Origin of the sequence: Neopusillimonas maritima (assembly GCF_003576595.1) — a bacterium.
GTDB lineage: Bacteria > Pseudomonadota > Gammaproteobacteria > Burkholderiales > Burkholderiaceae_B > Neopusillimonas > Neopusillimonas maritima.
On record NZ_NQOU01000003.1, the window covers coordinates 48,864 to 69,014 of the forward strand.

General features: G+C 53.0%; 16 protein-coding genes. 3 read left to right on the forward strand and 13 right to left on the reverse strand.

What is annotated here, in order from left to right:
- Positions 1–88: 88 nt before the first annotated feature.
- The 3 genes from dxs to CJO09_RS08825 form a co-directional block, all read right to left on the reverse strand.
- Positions 89–1,978, reverse strand: a complete 1,890-nt coding sequence (gene dxs, locus CJO09_RS08815; RefSeq protein ID WP_119442040.1) for a 1-deoxy-D-xylulose-5-phosphate synthase — start codon at positions 1,976–1,978, stop codon at positions 89–91.
- A 76-nt stretch (positions 1,979–2,054) separates the two neighbouring features.
- Positions 2,055–2,975, reverse strand: coding sequence for a polyprenyl synthetase family protein (locus CJO09_RS08820; protein ID WP_119442041.1), 921 nt, complete (start codon positions 2,973–2,975; stop codon positions 2,055–2,057).
- Positions 2,972–3,256 (reverse strand): exodeoxyribonuclease VII small subunit, encoded by a 285-nt coding sequence (locus CJO09_RS08825; RefSeq protein ID WP_119442042.1) that lies wholly within the window; start codon positions 3,254–3,256, stop codon positions 2,972–2,974. Before CJO09_RS08825 ends, CJO09_RS08820 begins: the two co-directional genes overlap by 4 nt.
- A gap of 231 nt (positions 3,257–3,487) precedes the next feature.
- Here CJO09_RS08825 and CJO09_RS08830 point away from each other — a divergent pair, with 231 nt between their 5' ends.
- Entirely contained in the window at positions 3,488–4,630 is a 1,143-nt protein-coding gene (locus CJO09_RS08830; RefSeq protein WP_119442043.1) for an aromatic ring-hydroxylating oxygenase subunit alpha, read from the forward strand.
- Between the two features lie 15 nt (positions 4,631–4,645).
- Here CJO09_RS08830 and CJO09_RS08835 read toward each other — a convergent pair whose 3' ends face one another.
- On the reverse strand, positions 4,646–5,506 hold the full coding sequence (locus CJO09_RS08835) for a sulfurtransferase (protein ID WP_119442044.1): 861 nt from the start codon (positions 5,504–5,506) through the stop codon (positions 4,646–4,648).
- Positions 5,507–5,517: 11 nt separating this feature from the next.
- Positions 5,518–6,402 carry a DMT family transporter gene (locus tag CJO09_RS08840; protein ID WP_119442045.1) on the reverse strand — a complete coding sequence of 295 codons (885 nt, stop codon included), beginning with the start codon at positions 6,400–6,402 and terminating at the stop codon, positions 5,518–5,520.
- Positions 6,403–6,576: 174 nt separating this feature from the next.
- Here CJO09_RS08840 and htpX point away from each other — a divergent pair, with 174 nt between their 5' ends.
- Complete coding sequence (gene htpX / locus CJO09_RS08845) at positions 6,577–7,461, forward strand: protease HtpX (RefSeq protein WP_119442046.1); 885 nt, start codon at positions 6,577–6,579, stop codon at positions 7,459–7,461.
- An 88-nt stretch (positions 7,462–7,549) separates the two neighbouring features.
- Here the strand turns inward: htpX and CJO09_RS08850 are convergent, their stop codons facing one another.
- Positions 7,550–8,338, reverse strand: a complete 789-nt coding sequence (locus CJO09_RS08850; RefSeq protein WP_119442047.1) for a dienelactone hydrolase family protein — start codon at positions 8,336–8,338, stop codon at positions 7,550–7,552.
- Between the two features lie 9 nt (positions 8,339–8,347).
- Positions 8,348–11,065, reverse strand: a complete 2,718-nt coding sequence (gene polA, locus CJO09_RS08855) for a DNA polymerase I (RefSeq protein ID WP_119442048.1) — start codon at positions 11,063–11,065, stop codon at positions 8,348–8,350.
- Between polA and CJO09_RS08860 the strand changes: the two genes are divergently transcribed.
- Entirely contained in the window at positions 11,064–11,744 is a 681-nt protein-coding gene (locus CJO09_RS08860; RefSeq protein ID WP_119442049.1) for an LOG family protein, read from the forward strand. The two genes, polA and CJO09_RS08860, sit on opposite strands and share 2 nt — an antisense overlap.
- 146 nt (positions 11,745–11,890) lie before the next feature.
- On the opposite strand, the gene typA is transcribed toward CJO09_RS08860, so the two are convergent.
- The 6 genes from typA to rimP all read right to left on the reverse strand — a co-directional run bounded on the left by typA (position 11,891) and on the right by rimP (position 20,016).
- Positions 11,891–13,717: a translational GTPase TypA gene (gene typA / locus CJO09_RS08865; protein ID WP_119442050.1), complete on the reverse strand. Its 1,827-nt coding sequence runs from the start codon at positions 13,715–13,717 to the stop codon at positions 11,891–11,893.
- A 4-nt stretch (positions 13,718–13,721) separates the two neighbouring features.
- Positions 13,722–14,471: a tRNA pseudouridine(55) synthase TruB gene (gene truB, locus CJO09_RS08870; RefSeq protein WP_119442051.1), complete on the reverse strand. Its 750-nt coding sequence runs from the start codon at positions 14,469–14,471 to the stop codon at positions 13,722–13,724.
- Between the two features lie 35 nt (positions 14,472–14,506).
- Positions 14,507–14,914 carry a 30S ribosome-binding factor RbfA gene (gene rbfA / locus CJO09_RS08875; RefSeq protein ID WP_119442052.1) on the reverse strand — a complete coding sequence of 136 codons (408 nt, stop codon included), beginning with the start codon at positions 14,912–14,914 and terminating at the stop codon, positions 14,507–14,509.
- A 2-nt stretch (positions 14,915–14,916) separates the two neighbouring features.
- Positions 14,917–17,982: a translation initiation factor IF-2 gene (gene infB / locus CJO09_RS08880; RefSeq protein ID WP_119442053.1), complete on the reverse strand. Its 3,066-nt coding sequence runs from the start codon at positions 17,980–17,982 to the stop codon at positions 14,917–14,919.
- A 64-nt stretch (positions 17,983–18,046) separates the two neighbouring features.
- Positions 18,047–19,531, reverse strand: a complete 1,485-nt coding sequence (gene nusA / locus CJO09_RS08885; protein WP_114421830.1) for a transcription termination factor NusA — start codon at positions 19,529–19,531, stop codon at positions 18,047–18,049.
- A complete protein-coding gene (rimP, locus tag CJO09_RS08890) occupies positions 19,528–20,016 on the reverse strand; it encodes a ribosome maturation factor RimP (RefSeq protein WP_114421829.1) in 489 nt (162 codons plus the stop codon). The genes nusA and rimP overlap by 4 nt, the downstream gene beginning before the upstream one ends.
- Positions 20,017–20,151: the final 135 nt, after the last annotated feature.

Below are 20,151 nucleotides of genomic sequence, written 5' to 3' on the forward strand. Positions count from 1 at the left end.
GTGTGTTTAGTGAATCTGACCTTCATTATGGACCAGTTCGCCAAAAATCGGCAAAAACCCGCACGATTTATCCGGGAATGAGGCCTAATTAACGTGACACGACTTTGTCCTGGACAAAAAGCAAGTCAGCAAAGCGTGCACGAATACTATTTTCAATCCCAAAAGCATCTAAACCTTGCTGCTTCAATAGCGTTGCCTGGTCGCCATGATCGATAAACGCGTCGGGCAAACCTAACTGCAAAACTGGACAAGACACCCCTTGTGAACCGAAAAATTCGGTGACAGCACTACCTGCCCCACCCATAATCGCGCCTTCCTCAACTGTGACGAACGCGTCGTGCGTTGCTACCAATTCGTTTAACAAGTCGGCATCAAGGGGTTTGACGAATCGCATATCAACCACCGTCGCATTCAAGGCGTGCCCCGCCACAAGTGCCGCGTTTGTGAGGGTTCCGAAACCCAATATGGCAATTCGCCGACCTTCGCGCAACACATTTGCCTTACCCAGCTCAACAGTATCGAATCCCGACGCTACCTCAGCGCCGCATCCTGCACCCCGCGGGTAACGAACCGAAGACGGCCCGTTATATTCATAACAAGTATTCAACAACAAGCGTGCTTCGTTCTCGTTCGAGGGCGTTGATACGACCATATTGGGAATGCAGCGCAAATACGCAATATCGTAGTTTCCGGCATGCGTCGCGCCATCGGCCCCCACCAGGCCGGCACGGTCAAGCGCAAAGGTGACATCCAGATTCTGCAGGGCAACATCGTGGATCAGCTGATCGTACCCGCGCTGCAGGAAAGTTGAATAAATAGCCAAAACGGGTTTCAGGCCCTCACAGGCCAAACCGGCCGCAAAGGTAACAGCATGCTGCTCGGCAATACCAACGTCGAAATAACGGCGAGGAAACCGGCGATGAAACTCAACCATCCCACTGCCCTCACGCATGGCAGGCGTAATACCCACGAGTCGCGAATCCTGCTCAGCGCGATCGCACAACCACTGACCGAACACCTGAGTGAAAGTTTGCTTCGGCGGCGTGGCAGGCTTTTGCACCCCGATGGAAGGGTCGAATTTGCCTGGGCCGTGGTAAAGCACCGGATCGGCTTCCGCCAATTTGTACCCCTGCCCTTTACGGGTGACGACATGCAAAAACTGCAACCCGCCCAATGATCGTAAATTCTCAAGTGTCGGCAATAACGCATCGAGGTCGTGTCCGTCGATCGGCCCGACGTAATTGAATCCAAGCTCTTCGAACAACGTTGCCGGAGAAACCAGCCCCTTTGCATGCCCTTCCACCCTGCGAGCCAGCTCGAGCACCGGCGGCACATGCTGTAAAACTGCACGACCCATATTCTTCGCAGTAGCATAGAATTGACCGGACATCAGCCGCGCGAAATATCGATTCAAAGCACCGACAGGCGGCGAAATCGACATATCGTTATCGTTCAGCACCACCAGCATATTAATGTCGGGCGTCACACCGGCGTTATTCAACGCTTCAAATGCCATGCCCGCCGTCATTGCGCCGTCACCAATAACAGCAATATGCTGTCGCTCACTTCTGCCCAGGTTCCGCGAAGCGACTGCCATGCCCAAAATGGCTGAAATTGAAGTCGAAGAATGCGCCGTGCCGAAGGCGTCGAACTCCGATTCACTACGCTTTGGAAAGCCCGAAAGCCCGCCCAGTTGGCGCAAACTTCCCATTGCCTCGCGTCGACCAGTAAGAATTTTGTGCGGATAAGACTGATGCCCGACGTCCCAAACCAAGCGGTCGTCGGGTGTATTAAACACATAATGCAAGGCAACGGTCAGTTCGACCGTACCCAGATTAGACGACAAATGGCCACCCGTTTTGGATACGGACTCGAGGATAAACGCACGCAACTGATCAGTGATCTGTTCAAGTTGACGGCGATCAAGGGCTCGCAAATCGGCCGGCGAATTAATCTGTTCTAGGTTGGGATTCGGCATACAAAAATTCAAAAAGGCGTTTCACGCCACAGGCATAAGCCTTATTTTAGTTGACTTGCATTATTCAAGGGGTACCTTAATGCGGACGCCCCACAATGTAGTCTGCAATTTCACCCAAACGCTGGCCCGCGGACCCTAATGGTCGCAACGCCTCATGGGCGGCCTCGCACAATTGGGCCAGGAGAGCACGTGCCCCATCGACGCCCAATAAAGAGACGTACGTGGGCTTGTTAAGGGCCTGGTCCTTGCCCGCTGTCTTACCCAGCGTTTGCGTATCAGCGGTAACATCAAGGATATCGTCGGCGACCTGAAACGCCAACCCGATAGCATCGGAATACGCTTCCAACCCTTCACGCGTGGCCGACCCCGCGCCTACCACGACGCCACCCATCAGTACACTAGCCTGCAACATGGCACCTGTTTTCATGCCATGCATGGTTTGCAGCGCAGACTGACTTAATGCCAGGCCGACACTAGCGCAATCAATTGCCTGCCCGCCCGCCATGCCCTGACTGCCGGCTGCGCGCGCTAAAACGTCAATTGACTGCACCGTGAGTGCCGGCGCAACCGGCATTCGCGCCAGCAACTCAAACGCCAGAGGTTGCAAAGCATCTCCGGCCAGCATTGCCGTAGCTTCGTCGAACTGACGATGCACAGTGGGCCTGCCGCGCCTTAAATCATCGTTGTCCATACACGGCAAATCGTCGTGAACCAACGAATAAGCATGAATCAGTTCGACCGAAGCGGCCGCCAGATCGAGTGCCTTGGCTTGGGCGGACGACAAGGTGGTGCCTTGATGATGCGCCGATGCTTCCCCGGCTGCGTACACCAATGCGGCGCGCACGCGCTTACCGCCTCCAAGCACGGCGTAACGCATAGCATCATGCAAATGCTCAGGTTCGTCGTTTGCGTCGGGCATGGCTTCATCCAGTACATGCTCGATGCGCGACGCCATGCTCGCCAACCACTGCTCAAAAGGTAGAGTTCCGCTCGTCATAACTGACTTTCATCCGGCGTGGCGTCAGCATCAAGCGGTTTCAACAGGTTGCCCTGCAGCACTTTGACCTGTTGTTCGGCCGCATCCAACAAACTTTGGCAGCGCTTTGCCAATGCAACGCCGCGCTCATAAGCTGCCAGCGATTGTTCCAGCGGCATATCGCCGTCTTCCATTTTCGCAACCAGCGTCTCAAGCTGCATCAGTGCCGTTTCAAAATCGTCGGGCAAAGGCGCTGTATCCTTTGATTTCAGGTCGGACGAGGTCTTTTGCTTTTCAGCCATTCATATATTCCAATACTTTTTGCCATTGTCGATTGTACGAAATCGCATGAAGTTCGTACGAAACTCGCTCCGAGGCCTTGTTTTATAAGATAAAAACTAGGGTACAATAATCTCTTACATTGTACTGAACGCATCGGCCAGTCCGATTTTTTTTCTTCGCACCAGTGCCCGTTACGGTCCACGCCGCCACGGGTTTTTTGTTGAACTGGTATCAACCAAGCGGGGGGAATCATGACCGATATAGGTCGTGAAGCGCAGTTCGCGCTGGCACAATCTCAATTACCCGTCGGAAACTATTTCGACGAAAAAACGTTTGAACTTGAAAAAAGTCGCATTTTTGGCAACTCCGCTATTTATGTCGGCCACGAAAAACTTGTCCCGGAACGGGGCGACTGGTACGCGCTTGCCCACGAAAAGAACGGGCGGGCACTGGTTCGGTCGGCTGCCGGCGTTGAACTCATGTCGAATATCTGCCGGCACCGACAGGCTATCATGCTGGGGTTCGACACCCAACACCCCCAGGGCCACCAGGCCAAACAGGGCAATCTCAGAGACACCGGCGGCAATATTGTTTGCCCGATTCACCGTTGGACATACAGCCAGAATGGCCAGTTGCTGGGGGCGCCGCAGTTCCCGGAAACGCCCTGCATGAACCTGCAGACGTTCCCCTTGCAAAACTGCCACGGCTTATTGTTCGAAGGGCCACGCGACCCGGCAGCCGACATGGCACAACTGTTTTCCCGTCCGGAATTCGACTTCTCCGACTACGTGCTTGACCGCGTTGAGGTGCATCGCTGCAACTACAACTGGAAAACCTTTATTGAAGTCTACCTGGAAGACTATCATGTCGGGCCTTTCCACCCGGGCCTCGGGCGCTTTGTTACCTGTGACGACCTGAGCTGGGAATTTGGCGACTGGTACAGCCTACAGCGAGTGGGTGTCCACAACGCACTGGCGCAACCCGGTTCGCAAACATATAAACGCTGGCACGATAATCTGCTCAGTTTCCGTGAAGGGGAAACGCCCGACTTCGGTGCAGTGTGGGTCACCTATTTTCCCACGCACATGATCGAACTCTATCCTCACGTGCTGGTGCTTTCCACCCTGCACCCGGTTAGCCCGCAGGAAACCGTGAACATTGTTGAGTTTTATTACCCCGAAGAAATCGCCGCATTCGAACGCGACTTCGTCGAAGCGCAACAGGCCGCGTATATGGAAACAGCTGTTGAAGACGATGAAATTGCCGAACGCATGGATGCCGGCCGACGTGCCTTGATGGAGCGCGGGGCTAATGAAACAGGCCCGTATCAATCACCCATGGAAGATGGCATGTTGCATTTCCATGAGTGGTATCGCCGCCTGATGAAAGCTTAGCTTCAGTTTAAACAACTAATTACCTGTCGCAACGGGGCGAGTGCTGTCACTGCACCACTCGCTCCACGAACCGGGATAAAGAGCAGACCCTTCTAGTCCCGCAATTTCCATAGCCAACAGGTTATGGCAGGCGGTAATGCCAGAACCACACTGGTGAACTACTGTGTTGGGTTTAGTACCACCCAGCACCTGTATAAAAGACTCGCGCAAGGCCTGTGGCGAACGGAAACGCCCTTTTTCATCCAGATTCAAGGTATTCGGACGATTCAAAGCACCAGGAATATGGCCCGCTACCGGATCCATAGGCTCAATCTCGCCTCTGAAACGGTTTTCCGCGCGCGCATCAAGAACCGTAAATCGCGGCGCCTGTATATTAAGCAAAACCTCATCACAACTCACCGTCGGCATTGCCGGCTGCGATATCGTTTCCATTTGTTCAGGCGTTTGCCCACCTGGGTGCTTGGGCACCTCAGTGCTAACTGCACCGCCTTGCTCCAGCCATGCCTGCCACCCGCCATCCAGCACGCTAACGGCTTGATGCCCCATCCAACGCAACATCCACCATAAATGCGCGGCAAACATACTATTGCCCCCGTCGTAAATCACAACCTGCACGTCTTTGCCGACACCGTAACCGCCCATTAATGCCGCAAATGCGCTTAAGGGCGGTAATGGATGGCGACCATTCTTACCCGTTTTGGGAGCACTTAAATCTTCTTCATGATCAAGAAAAAAAGCGCCGGGTATATGACCCGCTTCATAAGCTCGGCGCCCTGCGCCGTGATCGGCCAAATCATGCCGAACATCAAATACAACAGTATTGCCGTCATCGAGCAACGATTTCAACTGATCGACATTAACCAATAACTTATACACTTTTACCCCTTTCAAATCTTTACTGTTTTTGTGGCCTGCCGGCGGAGGTGACGACTTTCCATGTACGTACGCCAAGTGGAAATTAAACCCGCACCGATAATCAGCGCCATTCCGACCCAGGCAATCAAATCGGGGTAATCGCCCCAAAAAACGATACCGATAATGGCCGCAAAAATAATAGTGGTGTATTGAAGCGCTGCCGTCAACAATGCTTTGCCCATGCCAAAAGCGCGCGTCATGGCCAATTGCCCGATCAAACCCGACAAGCCCAGACCCATTAAGGCCAACCAAGCCTCCAGACCCAGACTATTCCAACCCTGCAACCACAAGCCCACCGCACTGGAGGCGCAAACACACGACGAAAAGATCATGACAGTGCGCCATTCGGCCTCACCCGCACGCCCCAACTGCCTTACCTGCATCATGGCGATCGCGCCGAGTGCGCCCGAACCCAAACCCGTAATAGCGGCTAAAAACTCGTCGTTGCCAATACTGGGACGCAACACACCCAACACGCCGACAAAACCGATGCAAACCGCAACAGCGCGAAGATAGTCTCGTTTTGCGCCACCCCAGGCCAACATCCAACCGGTAATAAACAGCGGTGATGTGTAGTTCAAACTGACGGCAGTGGGCAGAGGTAGATGCGATAACGCATAAAAACCCAACCACATGGCGCTGACGCCCGAGATATTGCGCCGAAAATGAAGTTTCCAGCTGGATGGGCGAATCACACGTTGTGTCAGCATCGCCCAACCTAATAACAGCAGTACTGAAGGGATACCGCGAAACAGAACGATTTGTGCCAGGGAAGCCCCAAAATCGGCCGCAATCTTAATACAGGCGCCCATTAACGCAAACATGGCGCAGGCCAGAATCATCCACAAAGACTGCATTTGGCGAATTCTCTTCCCGGAAAAATTGCAAAGACAATACTATACTGCGCCTGTAAGATTATTTTTCTTCAGCTGGTTGTCAGATTTCACGTTCAATACCTTTGAATTCAATGAACCTGACCCCATATTTTGTGTCAAACTTCGCGCATTCATATCTTGCAGGAACCTCTGAGCATGAAACGTATTTTCCTTTTTCTAATGACCAATATCGCCGTTATGGTTGTGCTCAGCATCACGATGAGCATTCTGGGCGTTGGACGCTATCTGGATGAACAGGGGCTGAACCTGACTCAGCTACTTATTTTCTCGGCATTCATTGGCTTTGGCGGCGCTTTCATTTCTTTACTGATCAGTAAATGGATGGCGAAACGCTCCACTGGTGCCCGCGTTATTGACCCTCAGGCGCCATCCAGCCGCCAAGAAGCATGGCTGGTGGAAACCGTTCATCAACTGGCTGACCGCGCCGGTATCGGCCATCCGGAAGTCGCGATCTACGACGGGCCACCCAATGCGTTTGCCACTGGTGCGTTCCGTAACAATGCGCTGGTTGCCGTCTCGACCGGGCTGCTCAGCAGCATGACTGAAGAAGAGGTCGCAGCTGTACTGGGGCATGAAGTAGCCCACGTCGCAAACGGTGACATGGTCACACTTACGCTGATCCAGGGCGTTGTGAATACGTTTGTGGTGTTCCTGGCCCGAGTAGTGGGTTATTTCGTTGACCGCGTCATTCTTAAAAATGAACGAGGTCTGGGCCTGGGGTATTTTGGTGTCGTTATTGTGTGCGAAATCATCTTCGGCTTGCTGGCGTCGATTATTGTCGCCTGGTTTTCACGTCAACGCGAGTACCGGGCCGACTCAGGCAGCGCCAAATTAATGGGAGCTCGCGAACCCATGATGAAAGCATTGGCACGCTTGGGAGGGCTGCAGCCCGGTAAACTGCCGGAATCATTTGAAGCGGCCGGCATCTCTGGCGGCGGCGGCGGAATTAGTGCCCTGTTTTCCACCCATCCGCCTATCGAGCAACGTATTCGGGCGCTGCAAAATGCGCAGTTAAGCTAACGGAACAACGCTGCTTGCAAAAACGTTAACGTATTTTGTCGTTATCAACGAAAATGGGCCCCACCACCGCGTAGGGGCCCATTTTCATTTACGCCAGATACCGTTTAAACCAATTCAACGCGCGAGACCAGGCGTCTTTGGCATCCACTTCGTTATAGCTTGGCCGATAATCTGCGTAGAACGCATGATTCGATTCCGGATACACAATAACTTCCGACGCCTTGGCCATATCATTTCCATTTGCCAATGCATCTTGCATCCGGTGTACGTCATCTAAGGGAATACCGGCGTCTTGCCCCCCATAAAGGCCCAATACCGGCGCTTTAAGCGTGTTGGCAACATCAACGGGATTACGCTTTTGCAACGGCCCATGGCCGACCGCCAGCTTTCCATACCACGCAACGCCCGCTTTACAATTTGCATTATGCTCAGCGTACATCCAGGTAATACGCCCGCCCCAGCAAAAACCGGTAATACCTAAACGGCTCGTATCGGCGCCTTGCTGTTTAGCCCAGGCAACACTGGCATCCAAATCAGCCAATACCTGTTCATCGGACACTTTCGAAACAATTTCCTGAATCAATGTCGGTACGTCGGTATATTTGGAAGCATCCCCCTGACGCTCATACAGCTCAACCGCCACCGCAAAATAGCCTTCTTTTGCAAAACGGCGGCACACGTCTTGAATATGCTCGTGCAAACCAAACACCTCTTGTACGACCAATAAGACGGGAGCATTCTTCTGACCGGCGGGCGCCGCATAGTAAGCAGAAATCTCGCCGTCGAACGTTGGCATTTTGAACGCACCATGATCAAGACCGTCGGCTGACGTATGAATCACAGTAGGTGCTGCACCCGTAATAGGTGAAAACGACATAAATCCTCCTTAGTGAGCCTGTTCCCAATTGGAGCCGACTCCTACTTCAGCCACCAGCGGAACATCCAGTTTAGCGACATTACACATTAGATCCGGCAACGACTTGGTTACCGTATCCACTTCTTTTTCAGGTACTTCAAACACCAATTCATCATGCACCTGCATCACCATTAATGTCTCAAGCTTCTGTTCATAAATCCATTTCTGCACAGCTACCATGGCCATTTTAATAAGATCGGCCGCCGTACCTTGCATGGGCGCATTAATGGCTGCGCGCTCTGCGCCCGCCCGCCGCGGCCCTTTCGACCCTTTTATATCCGGCAGCCAAAGGCGACGGCCAAACACAGTTTCAACATAACCCTGTTCATGGGCTCGCGCCTTGGTGTCTTCCATATACTGGGCTACGCCAGGATATCGCGTAAAGTAGCGGTCGATATAAGAGCGTGCGGCGTCGCGGGTAATGCCCAGTGCATTCGCCAGGCCAAACTCGCCCATACCGTAAATCAAACCAAAATTAATCGCCTTGGCTGACCGCCGCTGTTCCGATGTAACCTCATCGAGTGCCACGCCAAAAATTTCGGCAGCCGTTGCACGGTGAATATCCAGGCCATCGGCAAACGCTTTCTGCAAACTTTTATCGCCGGAAACATGCGCCATTACCCTCAATTCAATTTGCGAATAGTCGGCCGACACAATTTTCCCGCTTCTGGATATGAACGCCGCGCGGACCCGACGCCCTTCCGGTGTACGAACCGGGATATTCTGCAGATTGGGGTCGGATGATGCCAAACGCCCTGTAATGACCGCCGCCTGAGAGTAACGCGTATGCACCCGGCCGGTATCCAGGTTAATCATCTTGGGCAGTTTATCGGTGTAGGTTGATTTAAGCTTGGCCAGGCCGCGGTATTCCAGAATGACCTGCGGCAACGGGTAGTCGTGCGCCAGCCGGGTTAAAACTTCCTCGTCGGTAGAAGGAGCTCCACCGGCAGTTTTACGAACCACGGGCAATTTCATCGTGTTGAACAAAATTTCGCCCAGTTGCTTGGGAGAGTTCAAATTAAACGGCTGCCCCGCCAACTCATGCGCCTTTGCCTCGAATTCGGCCATTTTCCGCCCAATCTCACCACTTTGCTCACCCAGCAATTTCGCATCGATTAGAACGCCGTTGCGCTCGATTGTCGTGAGCACCGCCGACGCTTCCACCTCCAGCGCGTAAATGCGCTCAAGGTCGGAAGACGCTTTTATTTTTGGTGATAACACCTCGTGAAGCTGCCAGGTAAAGTCGGCATCTTCTGCGCCATAGAACGCCGCTTTTTCGACTTCCACCTGCTCAAAACCAATTTGCTTGGCCCCCTTGCCGCACAAATCTTCATAACTGATTCCTTTGCGCCCCAGCCAACGCTCGGCCAGTTCCTGCATGTTCACACGGCGATGGGATTCAAGAACATAAGCTTGCAACATGCTGTCGTGCACAATACCCGCCAGTTGAATTCCTTCATTCATAAACACATGCGCATCATACTTCGCGTTATGCAACAACTTAGGCGCTTTCTTGTTCTCCAGCCACGGGCGTAATCGATCCATGACTTCGTCAAACGGCAGTTGATCAACCTGATCGGGGCCGCTATGGCGCAAAGGTATGTAGCATGCTGTGCCCGCTGCCGTTGACATCGACATTCCCACCAACCGCGCGGCCATCGGGTCGAGCGACGTCGTTTCCGTATCCAGCGCCACTAACGGCGCAGACTCAATTCGCCCCAACCAGGTATCAAAATCCTTCCAGTCAAGAATCGTATCGTATTCGACGTTATCGGGCGCCGCAGGCGGGTCGGCCGCCACGCGACTGTCCTGGCTTGGCACCCGCTCTTCATCCCCTGTCAATTCGCGCAACCAGGTTCTGAAGCCGAATTCGTCGTACAACTGCACCAATTTTTCGTGATCGGGCTGTTTCGGAACCAAATCTGAGAAGTCATCAGCCAGGAAAGGGATATCGCAGTCTATCTTTACCGTTAATAATTGCCGCGTCATATCGAAATTAGGAATCGCGTTACGCAAATTCTGGCCCGCCACCCCTTTTATTTCATCGGCATGTTTTACAATTTCCTCGATTGACCCATATTGGTTAAGCCACTTGGCAGCCGTTTTCGGCCCCACTTTTTCAACGCCGGGAATGTTATCAACCGCATCGCCGGTCAGCATCAGGTATTCAACGATTTGGTCGGGGCGCACCCCGAATTTGTCGATCACCCCCTGAACATCCTGTTTCCCGCCGTTCATGGTGTTCACAAGCTCGACGTGGTCGTTAACCAATTGAGCCAAATCTTTGTCGCCGGTGGACACCACCGTGCGCACCCCCTTCTCGGTTGCACGATGCGCCAACGTGCCAATGATATCGTCGGCCTCAACCCCCGACACCGTTAACACGTGCCAGCCCATGGCCTTCACGGCTTCGTGAATCGGTTCGATCTGTAAAGCTAAATCGTCAGGCATGGAAGGCCGATGCCCTTTATACTCAGGGTAGATTTCGTCGCGAAACGTACTGCCTTTGGCATCAAAAATACAGGCAGCGTAATCTGCCTTGTAATCCTGAGACAGCCTCCGTAACATTGATATGACACCATACAAGGCTCCGGTTGGCTGACCCTTGGCGTTTCTAAGGTCAGGCAGCGCGTGAAACGCCCGGTACAGATAACTGGAACCATCAACAAGTAACAAGGTTTTTTTCATGAGTCGTAATAAAGTCGTACGTACGCCGGTTAACCGGCAGATCCCCGTGATTATGTCAGAGATGCAGACCGCTGCCGACACGCTTCAGGAAATTGGCTGGGGCGTAAGCGTTTTTGGCAGTGCCCGTATTAAACCAGACTCACCATACTACGCCATGGGCGAAGCATTGGGCACCAAATTGGCACAGGCCGGCCTGCCGGTTATCGCCGGTGGTGGTCCGGGCATTATGGAGGCCGCCAATAAAGGGGCTTACACGTCGGGCGGGCAAAGCATCGGCCTGAATATTAAACTACCCAAAGAAACCAAGAACAACGACTACCAAACACATAGTCTGCATTTTGAGTATTTTTACTCACGTAAAGCAACCTTTTTCATGCACAGTGCGGCGTTTATCGCTTTGCCCGGCGGCTTTGGTACGCTAGATGAACTATTTGAGGTTCTTACTTTAATCCAAACCGGCAAAATTCCACATGCCCCTATTATTTTAATAGGCAGCGATTATTGGTCCGGCTTGCTGAAGTGGATTGCCAACGAGCTTGAACCACGCCAGTTAATTGGGCCAAACGACCTGCAACTGATGACCATGACAGACGATATCGACGAGGCCATGCATACAATCCAGACATTCATGCAAAGCCAGGCCGATCAATTGGGATATGCTGCAATTATTCCTGAATAACGTCCCCACTCCGATCCCAGCCAGGAAACCGAACCGCGTGTTTCCTGCCCAATGAAAAACACCCCAAAACTTGAAACGATGTTCAGTTTTGGGGTGTGGTTCAATTTGGTCCGGCTTGTTTCTTCTTGTCGGCCCAATGCATTAAGTTAGCTTGTTACGGTTTCACGTGCCATGCGACGGCGCTCATGCTCTTGCAAATAGCGCTTGCGCAAACGAATCGATTTTGGCGTCACCTCAACCAACTCATCGTCATCGATAAATTCAACGGCATATTCAAGCGTAAGCTTAACAGGCGGCACCAAATCGATATGTTCATCTTTACTGGTCGTACGAATATTGGTTAGCTTTTTTTCCTTGATGGGATTAACCACCAAATCGTTGTCCCGGCTATGAATGCCAATAACCATGCCTTCATATACCGCCTCACCAGGACTGACGAACATACGGCCACGCTCTTGTAACTTCCACAACGCGTAGGCAACGGCATTACCGTTATCCTGACTGATCAATACACCGTTGCGTCGTTCACCAACCCCCCCTTCACGCATGGGGCCATACTCGTCGAAATTGTGGCTCATCAAGCCGGTACCACGGGTCAGCGTTAGAAACTCGCCCTGGAAGCCAATAAGCCCGCGAGCGGGGATGCGATATTCCAAACGGGTACGTCCGCGGCCATCTGATTGCATGTCAAGCAGATCACCCTTTCGACGCCCCAGCTCTTCCATAACGCCGCCCTGATGCGCTTCCTCAACGTCTACGGTTAGCAGCTCAAAAGGCTCCATTTTCTGCCCATCAACCTCTTTAATGAGGACTTGTGGGCGTGAAACAGCCAGCTCGTAGCCTTCACGGCGCATGTTTTCCAGCAGAATCGTCAAGTGTAATTCGCCTCGACCACGTACCTCGAACACCATATCGTCGTCGGTTGGATCCATGCGCAACGCAACATTCGATTTCAACTCCAGCTCAAGGCGATCGCGCAACTGACGGCTGGTAACGTATTTCCCCTCGCGGCCGGCCAAGGGCGAACTATTTACCATAAAGTTCATGGTTAGCGTCGGCTCGTCGATGCGCAACAAAGGCAATGGATCGGGTTGGGCGGGATCCATGACTGTACAACCAATACCGATTTCTTCAATGCCATTAATCAGCACAATATCACCGGCCTGAGCTTCGTCAACCAATTCACGCTCCAGGCCTCGAAATTTCAGCACTTGATTAATACGCCCCTTGATGGGCGCACCTTCAGGACCAAACTGAACCAGTACATCTTGAGCTGCTCTCACCCGACCACGATTAACCCGACCCACGCCGATCTTGCCGACATAACTGTTGTAGTCCATCGAAATAATCTGCAGCTGTAACGGGCCATCGGCATCGTCGTCACGCTCTGGAACATGTTTCAGAATCGCTTCGAACAGCGGTCGCATATTGCCGTCGCGCACATCGGGCTCGAGCCCGGCATAACCCGACAGACCCGATGCATAAACAATGGGGAAATCGAGCTGCTCTTCGGTTGCGCCTAATTTGTCGAACAAGTCGAACGTAGCGTTAATAACGTGATCAATACGGGCGCCGGGACGATCGATTTTATTGACAACCACAATCGGTTTAAGACCCAGTGCCAATGCTTTGCGAGTCACAAAACGTGTTTGCGGCATCGGCCCTTCAACGGCATCGACCAGCAATAACACACCATCCACCATCGACAAGACCCGCTCAACTTCCCCACCAAAATCGGCGTGACCGGGGGTATCAACAATATTGATATGCGTACCTTCGTATTCCACCGCACAGTTCTTCGACAAGATCGTGATACCTCGCTCACGCTCAATATCGCCTGAATCCATCACGCGTTCAGACACTTGCTGGTTATCACGAAAAGTACCCGACTGGCGCAATAGCTGGTCAACCAGAGTCGTCTTCCCGTGATCAACGTGGGCAATAATGGCAACATTACGCAACGCACGGCTCATAAATTCATCCTTTCTGTTTAGTGCCCGACGGCAGCAGGCCCTCGGGTAAATTTTCCGGCAATATCAACGCAGTTTGGGGCGTAGGCATTGCCTGTAAAGTATCCAAATCGACCGCATCCTGTAACTGAAACGGCCCGACGCAGGTGCGTCGTAATGCAACTAGATGAGCGCCGCAACCCAACATACGCCCAATGTCCTGTGCCAATGTCCGTATATACGTACCCTTGCTGCAATGCACATAAATGGTGGCTTGGCGCCCGTCAAATGCACGGGTTACAAGTTCACGGATTACGACCTGACGTGGCGGACGCTCTATTTCCACCCCTTTTCGGGCGTACTCATACAGCGGACGCCCGTCTTTCTTCAATGCCGAATACATTGGGGGAATTTGCGAAATTTCTCCCCGAAACGTCTCCAGCGCGGCCTCAAACCGGGCACGTTCAACCTCTTGAAAGTCCGATCCGGCCTGGCTAACGATATTTCCGGTCAAGTCTCCGGAGTCGGTCTCTTCACCGAACAACAACGTAGCTTCATATGCCTTATCGGCGGCAAGCATATTGCCGGCAATTTTGGTGGCACGACCCAGACAACAAACCAGTAATCCGGTTGCAAAAGGATCCAGCGTACCGGTGTGTCCAGCTTTACGCGCATCCAATGTGCGCTTGGCCCGCTGTAGTGCGTGATTACTCGACAAACCCTGAGGTTTATCAAGCAACAATACGCCATCGAGCAACTGCCCGCGTCGGGATGCCATCGTTAATAACTCTAAAGAAAATACGACAGCCCGAATCAGGACCGTTCGTCGGGTTCGTCGGGCTCGGCCCCAGCTTCGTGGGACCGCGGCGCATTGGCCTGATCGATAAGCCGCGAGAGCGCCAGGCCCCGCGCAAGCTGATCATCATGATGAAAGTGCAATGTGGGCACAGTGTGAATGTGCAACATTTTAAATAACAGCGAATGTAGCCAACCCGCTTTTTCGTCGAGCACTGCTTTAGCCGCCTCAGGCTCGGCACCCATCACGGTAAAGTATACCTTTGCATGAGCGTAATCGGCAGACAGCTCAACGCCGGTTAGCGTAATAAGCCCCGCCCGCGATACATCAACCTCGCGTTGGATCAGAATCGCAAGGTCTTTTTGTATCTGGTCAGCCAACCGCGTGTTGCGGCTGGTGGCGGGTTTTGACTTGTGACGTCCCATATTTACAGCGTCCGAGCGACTTCCTTGATTTCAAATACTTCAAGCTGATCGCCCACCTCAAGATCAATACTACTCTTCAAAGTAATACCGCAATCAAAGCCGGCTTTAACTTCTTTAACGTCATCTTTGAAGCGACGTAAGGAATCGATTGCACCTGTCCAGATGACAACATTGTTGCGCAACAAGCGTACTTGCGCGTCGCGGCGAACGACACCATCGGTAACCATACAACCGGCAATATTGCCGACTTTGGAAATAGTAAACACTTCGCGAATGTCGACCGAGCCGATCACCTCTTCACGCTGCTCAGGGGCAAGCATGCCCGACATGGCTTTGCGAACATCGTCGATAGCGTCGTAAATGATGTTGTAGTAGCGCAAATCGATGCCGTTGTTTTCAGCCAGCTTCTTCGCACTTTGTTCCGCGCGCACATTGAAACCGATAATGACGGCATTCGAAGCGATCGCCAGGTTCACGTCACTTTCAGAGATACCACCCACAGCAGCATGCACAACCTGAACCCGAACCTCTTCGGTTGAAAGTTTAAGCAATGACTGCACCAATGCTTCCTGCGAACCTTGAACGTCGGTTTTAACGATAAGCGCTAACGTTTGGCTGCCTTCGCCCATGTTTTCAAACATGGATTCAAGCTTGGCTGCCTGTTGACGTGCCAGCTTGACATCACGGAACTTGCCCTGACGGAACAAGGCGATTTCACGTGCCTTGCGTTCATCGGCCATCGCAATCACTTCATCACCGGCGGCCGGCACTTCCGTTAAGCCCTGAATTTCAACTGGAATGGACGGGCCTGCGGTGTTTACCGGCTTACCGTTCTCATTCAACATCGCGCGAACCCGACCATAGCTGGCTCCTGCCAAAATGGAATCGCCACGGGTTAATGTGCCGCTTTGAACCAATACAGTCGCAACCGGTCCTCGGCCCTTATCGAGTCGCGCCTCAATGACGATACCCTTGGCAGGCGCCTCTATAGGTGCCTTAAGCTCAAGGATCTCCGCCTGCAATAACACATGTTCAAGCAGATCATCGATGCCTTGACCTGTTTTGGCCGACACCGGTACGAAGGGCACATCACCACCATATTCTTCCGGCACAACTTCTTCCGAAATCAGCTCTTGCTTGACACGATCTGGATTAGCTTCCGGTTTATCGATTTTGTTCACCGCAACAACCAACGGAACGCCGGCAGCCTTGGCATGATGAACAGCTTCTTTGGTTTGCGGCATCACGCCGTCGTCGGCGGCCACCACCAAAATCACAATATCAGTCGCCTTGGCGCCACGCGCACGCATAGCCGTAAATGCCTCGTGACCGGGGGTGTCAAGAAAGGTAACCATGCCACGATCTGTTTTGACACTGTATGCACCAATATGCTGCGTAATACCGCCTGCCTCACCGGAGGCCACCTTCGCGCGTCGAATGTGATCAAGCAAAGATGTTTTACCGTGGTCAACGTGACCCATCACCGTGACAACAGGTGCGCGCGGCAAGGACTCGACCTGCACGTCCACCTCAGGCGAAACAAGGAAAGCCTCGGGATCATCGAGTTTCGCCGCAATAGCGGTGTGACCCAATTCCTCAACAACAATCATGGCCGTTTCCTGATCAAGAACCTGATTGATGGTCACCATTTGGCCCAGCTTCATAAGATGCTTGATAACCTCGGCCGCTTTAATTGCCATTTTATGTGCCAGATCGCCCACTGTGATGGTTTCAGGCACATGTATTTCACGTGCAATAAACTCAACGACTTGCGGCTCTTTGCGCTCGGGTTGAGCTTGACGGCTATTACGACCGCGACCGCCCTTGCCCGCCTTGCCGCCGGCACGCCATCCCTCACGGCCTGGCGGAGGCGCAGCAACTGCTTCGCGAGCCGCGGGCTTCTTGCGAGCACCGCCTTCTTCAACCCAACCGGCATCACCTGCACGACCTTTCTTGCCGTCGGCCGCTTTGCCGTCTTTCTTGCCTGCTTTACCTGCAGGCTTGTGCAAAGTACCGGATATGCCACCTTCGTCTTCAGGTGCCTTAAGCACTTTACGCGGACGATTTAACATTTGGCGCAGTGCTGCGGCTTCAGCTTCAGCCGCCTTACGGGCACGGTCACGTTCCTCATCGGGCGCATCGGTATCGTCTTGCGCAGCAGCGCGTTTCCCCGCGGGCGCCTTGGCCGCCACTTTCTTGGCGGCGACTTTTTTACCGGGCCCGGATGAGCCGACCTTATCATTCTCAGATTTAGCCCGGCGCTCAACCGCTTTTTGGGCCGCTTCTGTGTCCGCATCGGGCACTTCAGCAGTTGGCTCCACAGCCTCAGCCTTTGCCACCACCTCGGCTTCTTTAGCCTCGCCGGCGCTCTCTTGCTGACCTGTTTCGGTGACCTGATCGGAAACAGATGTCTCAGCCGTGTCGACCGTCGGCTCAGTGATGTCTTTAGGTTTAGCGTCAGCTTCCTCTTCTGTACCGGCAGCATCATCGTCACGAGTGTGATCATCAGCAACAGGCTGACTAGACACCGACTTTGCTTCCTCTGCGTCCTTTTCCTGCCCTTTGGCAGCGGTGGCGTCCACATCAGACGTTTCCGACGTAGATGCTGCACTTTCGACAGCCGCAGAATTTGCAGTTTGCTCGTGAGACACAGGAATATCGGTTACAGGCGCCGTCGTTTGCACATTCTGATCGTCATCTTTCCCTGCGGTTGTCGCATCAGCTTCTGAACCAGGCGCTTCGGCAGCTTTACGTGCGCTTTCAAGGTCAGTAGGTTCCCGCTTAACAAAAACCCGCTTCTTACGAACCTCAACCTGAATGGTGCGCGAACGACCGGAACTATCAGCTTGACGAATTTCTGACGTTTGACGTCTGGTGAGCGTAATTTTCTTTCCATCGCCGGCTCCTTTGGAGCGACGCAACGAATCGAGCAGTTTCGCCTTGTCTGCATCGGTGACACTATCGTCAACCGATTTCAAATCAACGCCTGCAGCGCGTAACTGCTCCAGCAGTGCGTCTGCGGGCATTTTCAGTTCAACGGCGAACTGGGCGACGGTGTTACTCGACATTCGACTCTCTCTTATACGACAACTTTATTCAATACATACGGGCTCAAAAACGAAGCGTACAAAGCTAGGCTTCATCGCTGAACCAATGCGCTCGCGCTTTCATGATCAATTCACTGGCTTCTTTTTCATCAAGTTCGCACATTTCCGACAACTCATCGGTAGCGAGTTCCGCCAAATCATCACGCGAAAACACTTCATGCTCAGCCAGACGGGCAGCCAACTCTGGGGTCATCCCTTCCAGCTCAAGCAACTCAGGTTCGGTACGCTGCACGCGCTCTTCCTGGGCAATTGCCTCGGTAAGCAAGGCGTTTCGAGCCCGGGAACGCAACTCATTGACCGTATCCTCGTCGAACGCCTCGATATCCAGCAATTCCTGGATCGGCACATACGCCACTTCCTCAAGGCCGGTAAACCCTTCATCTATAAGGATATCGGCCACCTCTTCATCAACATCAAGCCTGCTCATAAACATCTGACGCAACTCGGTACGCTCTTGCTCAAGGCGGCTTTGGCTTTCTTCCGGCGTCATGATGTTGATCTGCCAGCCCGTCAGTTCCGAGGCCAAACGAACATTTTGGCCTCGAGACCCGATTGCCTTGGGCAGGTTCTCTTCATCCACCACAACGTCCATGGCATGTTTGTCTTCATCGACAACGATCGACTCAACAGTTGCCGGTGCCAACGCGCCAATGACAAATTCGGCGGGGTCTTCCGACCACAAAACGATGTCTACTTGCTCACCGCCCAGTTCATTACGAACTGCGGTTACACGAGAACCGCGCATTCCCACGCATGTGCCGATTGGATCGATACGTTTATCGTAGGCCACCACCGCAATCTTGGCCCGCACACCCGGATCGCGAGCGGCAGCTTTAATTTCAAGCAAACCTTGCTCGATTTCAGGCACTTCGTTCTCGAACAACTGACGAATGAAGTCGGGCGCCGTGCGCGACAAGATGACCTGCTGCCCGCGTGCTGAATGATCGACACGCAGCACCCAGGCACGAATACGATCGCCCACACGGATGTTTTCTTTCGGGATCATTTCTGAGCGGGGCAGGCGCGCTTCGATTTTACCGGCCTCGATAATGACGTCACCTTTATCGATACGTTTGACCGTACCGGAGATAATGGTTTCGCCGCGTTCGAGGAAATCATTCAGCAATTGCTCACGCTCCGCATCACGGATACGCTGCAAAATTGCCTGTTTGGCAGCTTGTGCGCCAATACGCCCGAACTCCACAGGCTCAAGCGGCTCTTCAATATACTCGCCCACTTCAATATCGGGCACAATTTCCTGAGCCTCAGAAAACAATTCCTGTTGATCCGGCTCTTGAAGGCCGGCCTCGTCGGGCACAACCAGCCAACGCCGATACCCCTCGTGCGAACCTGTGTCCCTATCAATCGAGACACGAATGTCGGCGTCTTCCTTGAAACGCTTTTTCATGGCCGAAGCCAACGCGTTCTCAAGCGCACCAAAAACCACTTCGCGTGGTACGTTTTTCTCACGCGCCAAGGCGTCAACCAACAGAAGAATTTCGCGACTCATCGCTTTTTACCCTTGAAATCAAGTACGGGATCCAGTTTGGCACGATCAATGTCGTCCAACGTAAAACTAAGCTCCTCAGCCGGGCTTTTCTTTGATTTCGGCTCGAGTTCGAGCCGAAAAGCCATCGGGGAAGAGCCACCTGCATTCTCGTCGACACGCAGAACTCCGGAAAAAACCTTGCGATTATTAACCGGCTGGCGCAACCGAATCTCGATTCGCTCGTTGGCGAATCGAAAAAAATCCTGTTCCTGGCGAAGCGGCCGATCAACGCCCGGCGACCCCACCTCAAGACGTTGATAATCGATATTTTCAACTTCGAAAACGCGGGACAGCTGCTTGGAAACCATTTCGCAGTCTTCTATTCGCACACCACCCGGTCGGTCGAGCGTGATACGCAACAAACCCATGGGCGCACGTTCAATGTCGACGAGCTCCAAGTCGGTACCATGCAAGACTTCCTGCGTTAATGCGAACAGATCTGCCATAAATTCAAAAAAAAAGGGCTGTACACCAGCCCACTGTTATTACGCCTTCAAAAGGTTCGAGCAGATATTTTGCCCAACCCACAAGACCCATAAGACGCATTCAAGAATGCGTCGCTATACGCTCGCCTGTTGCGG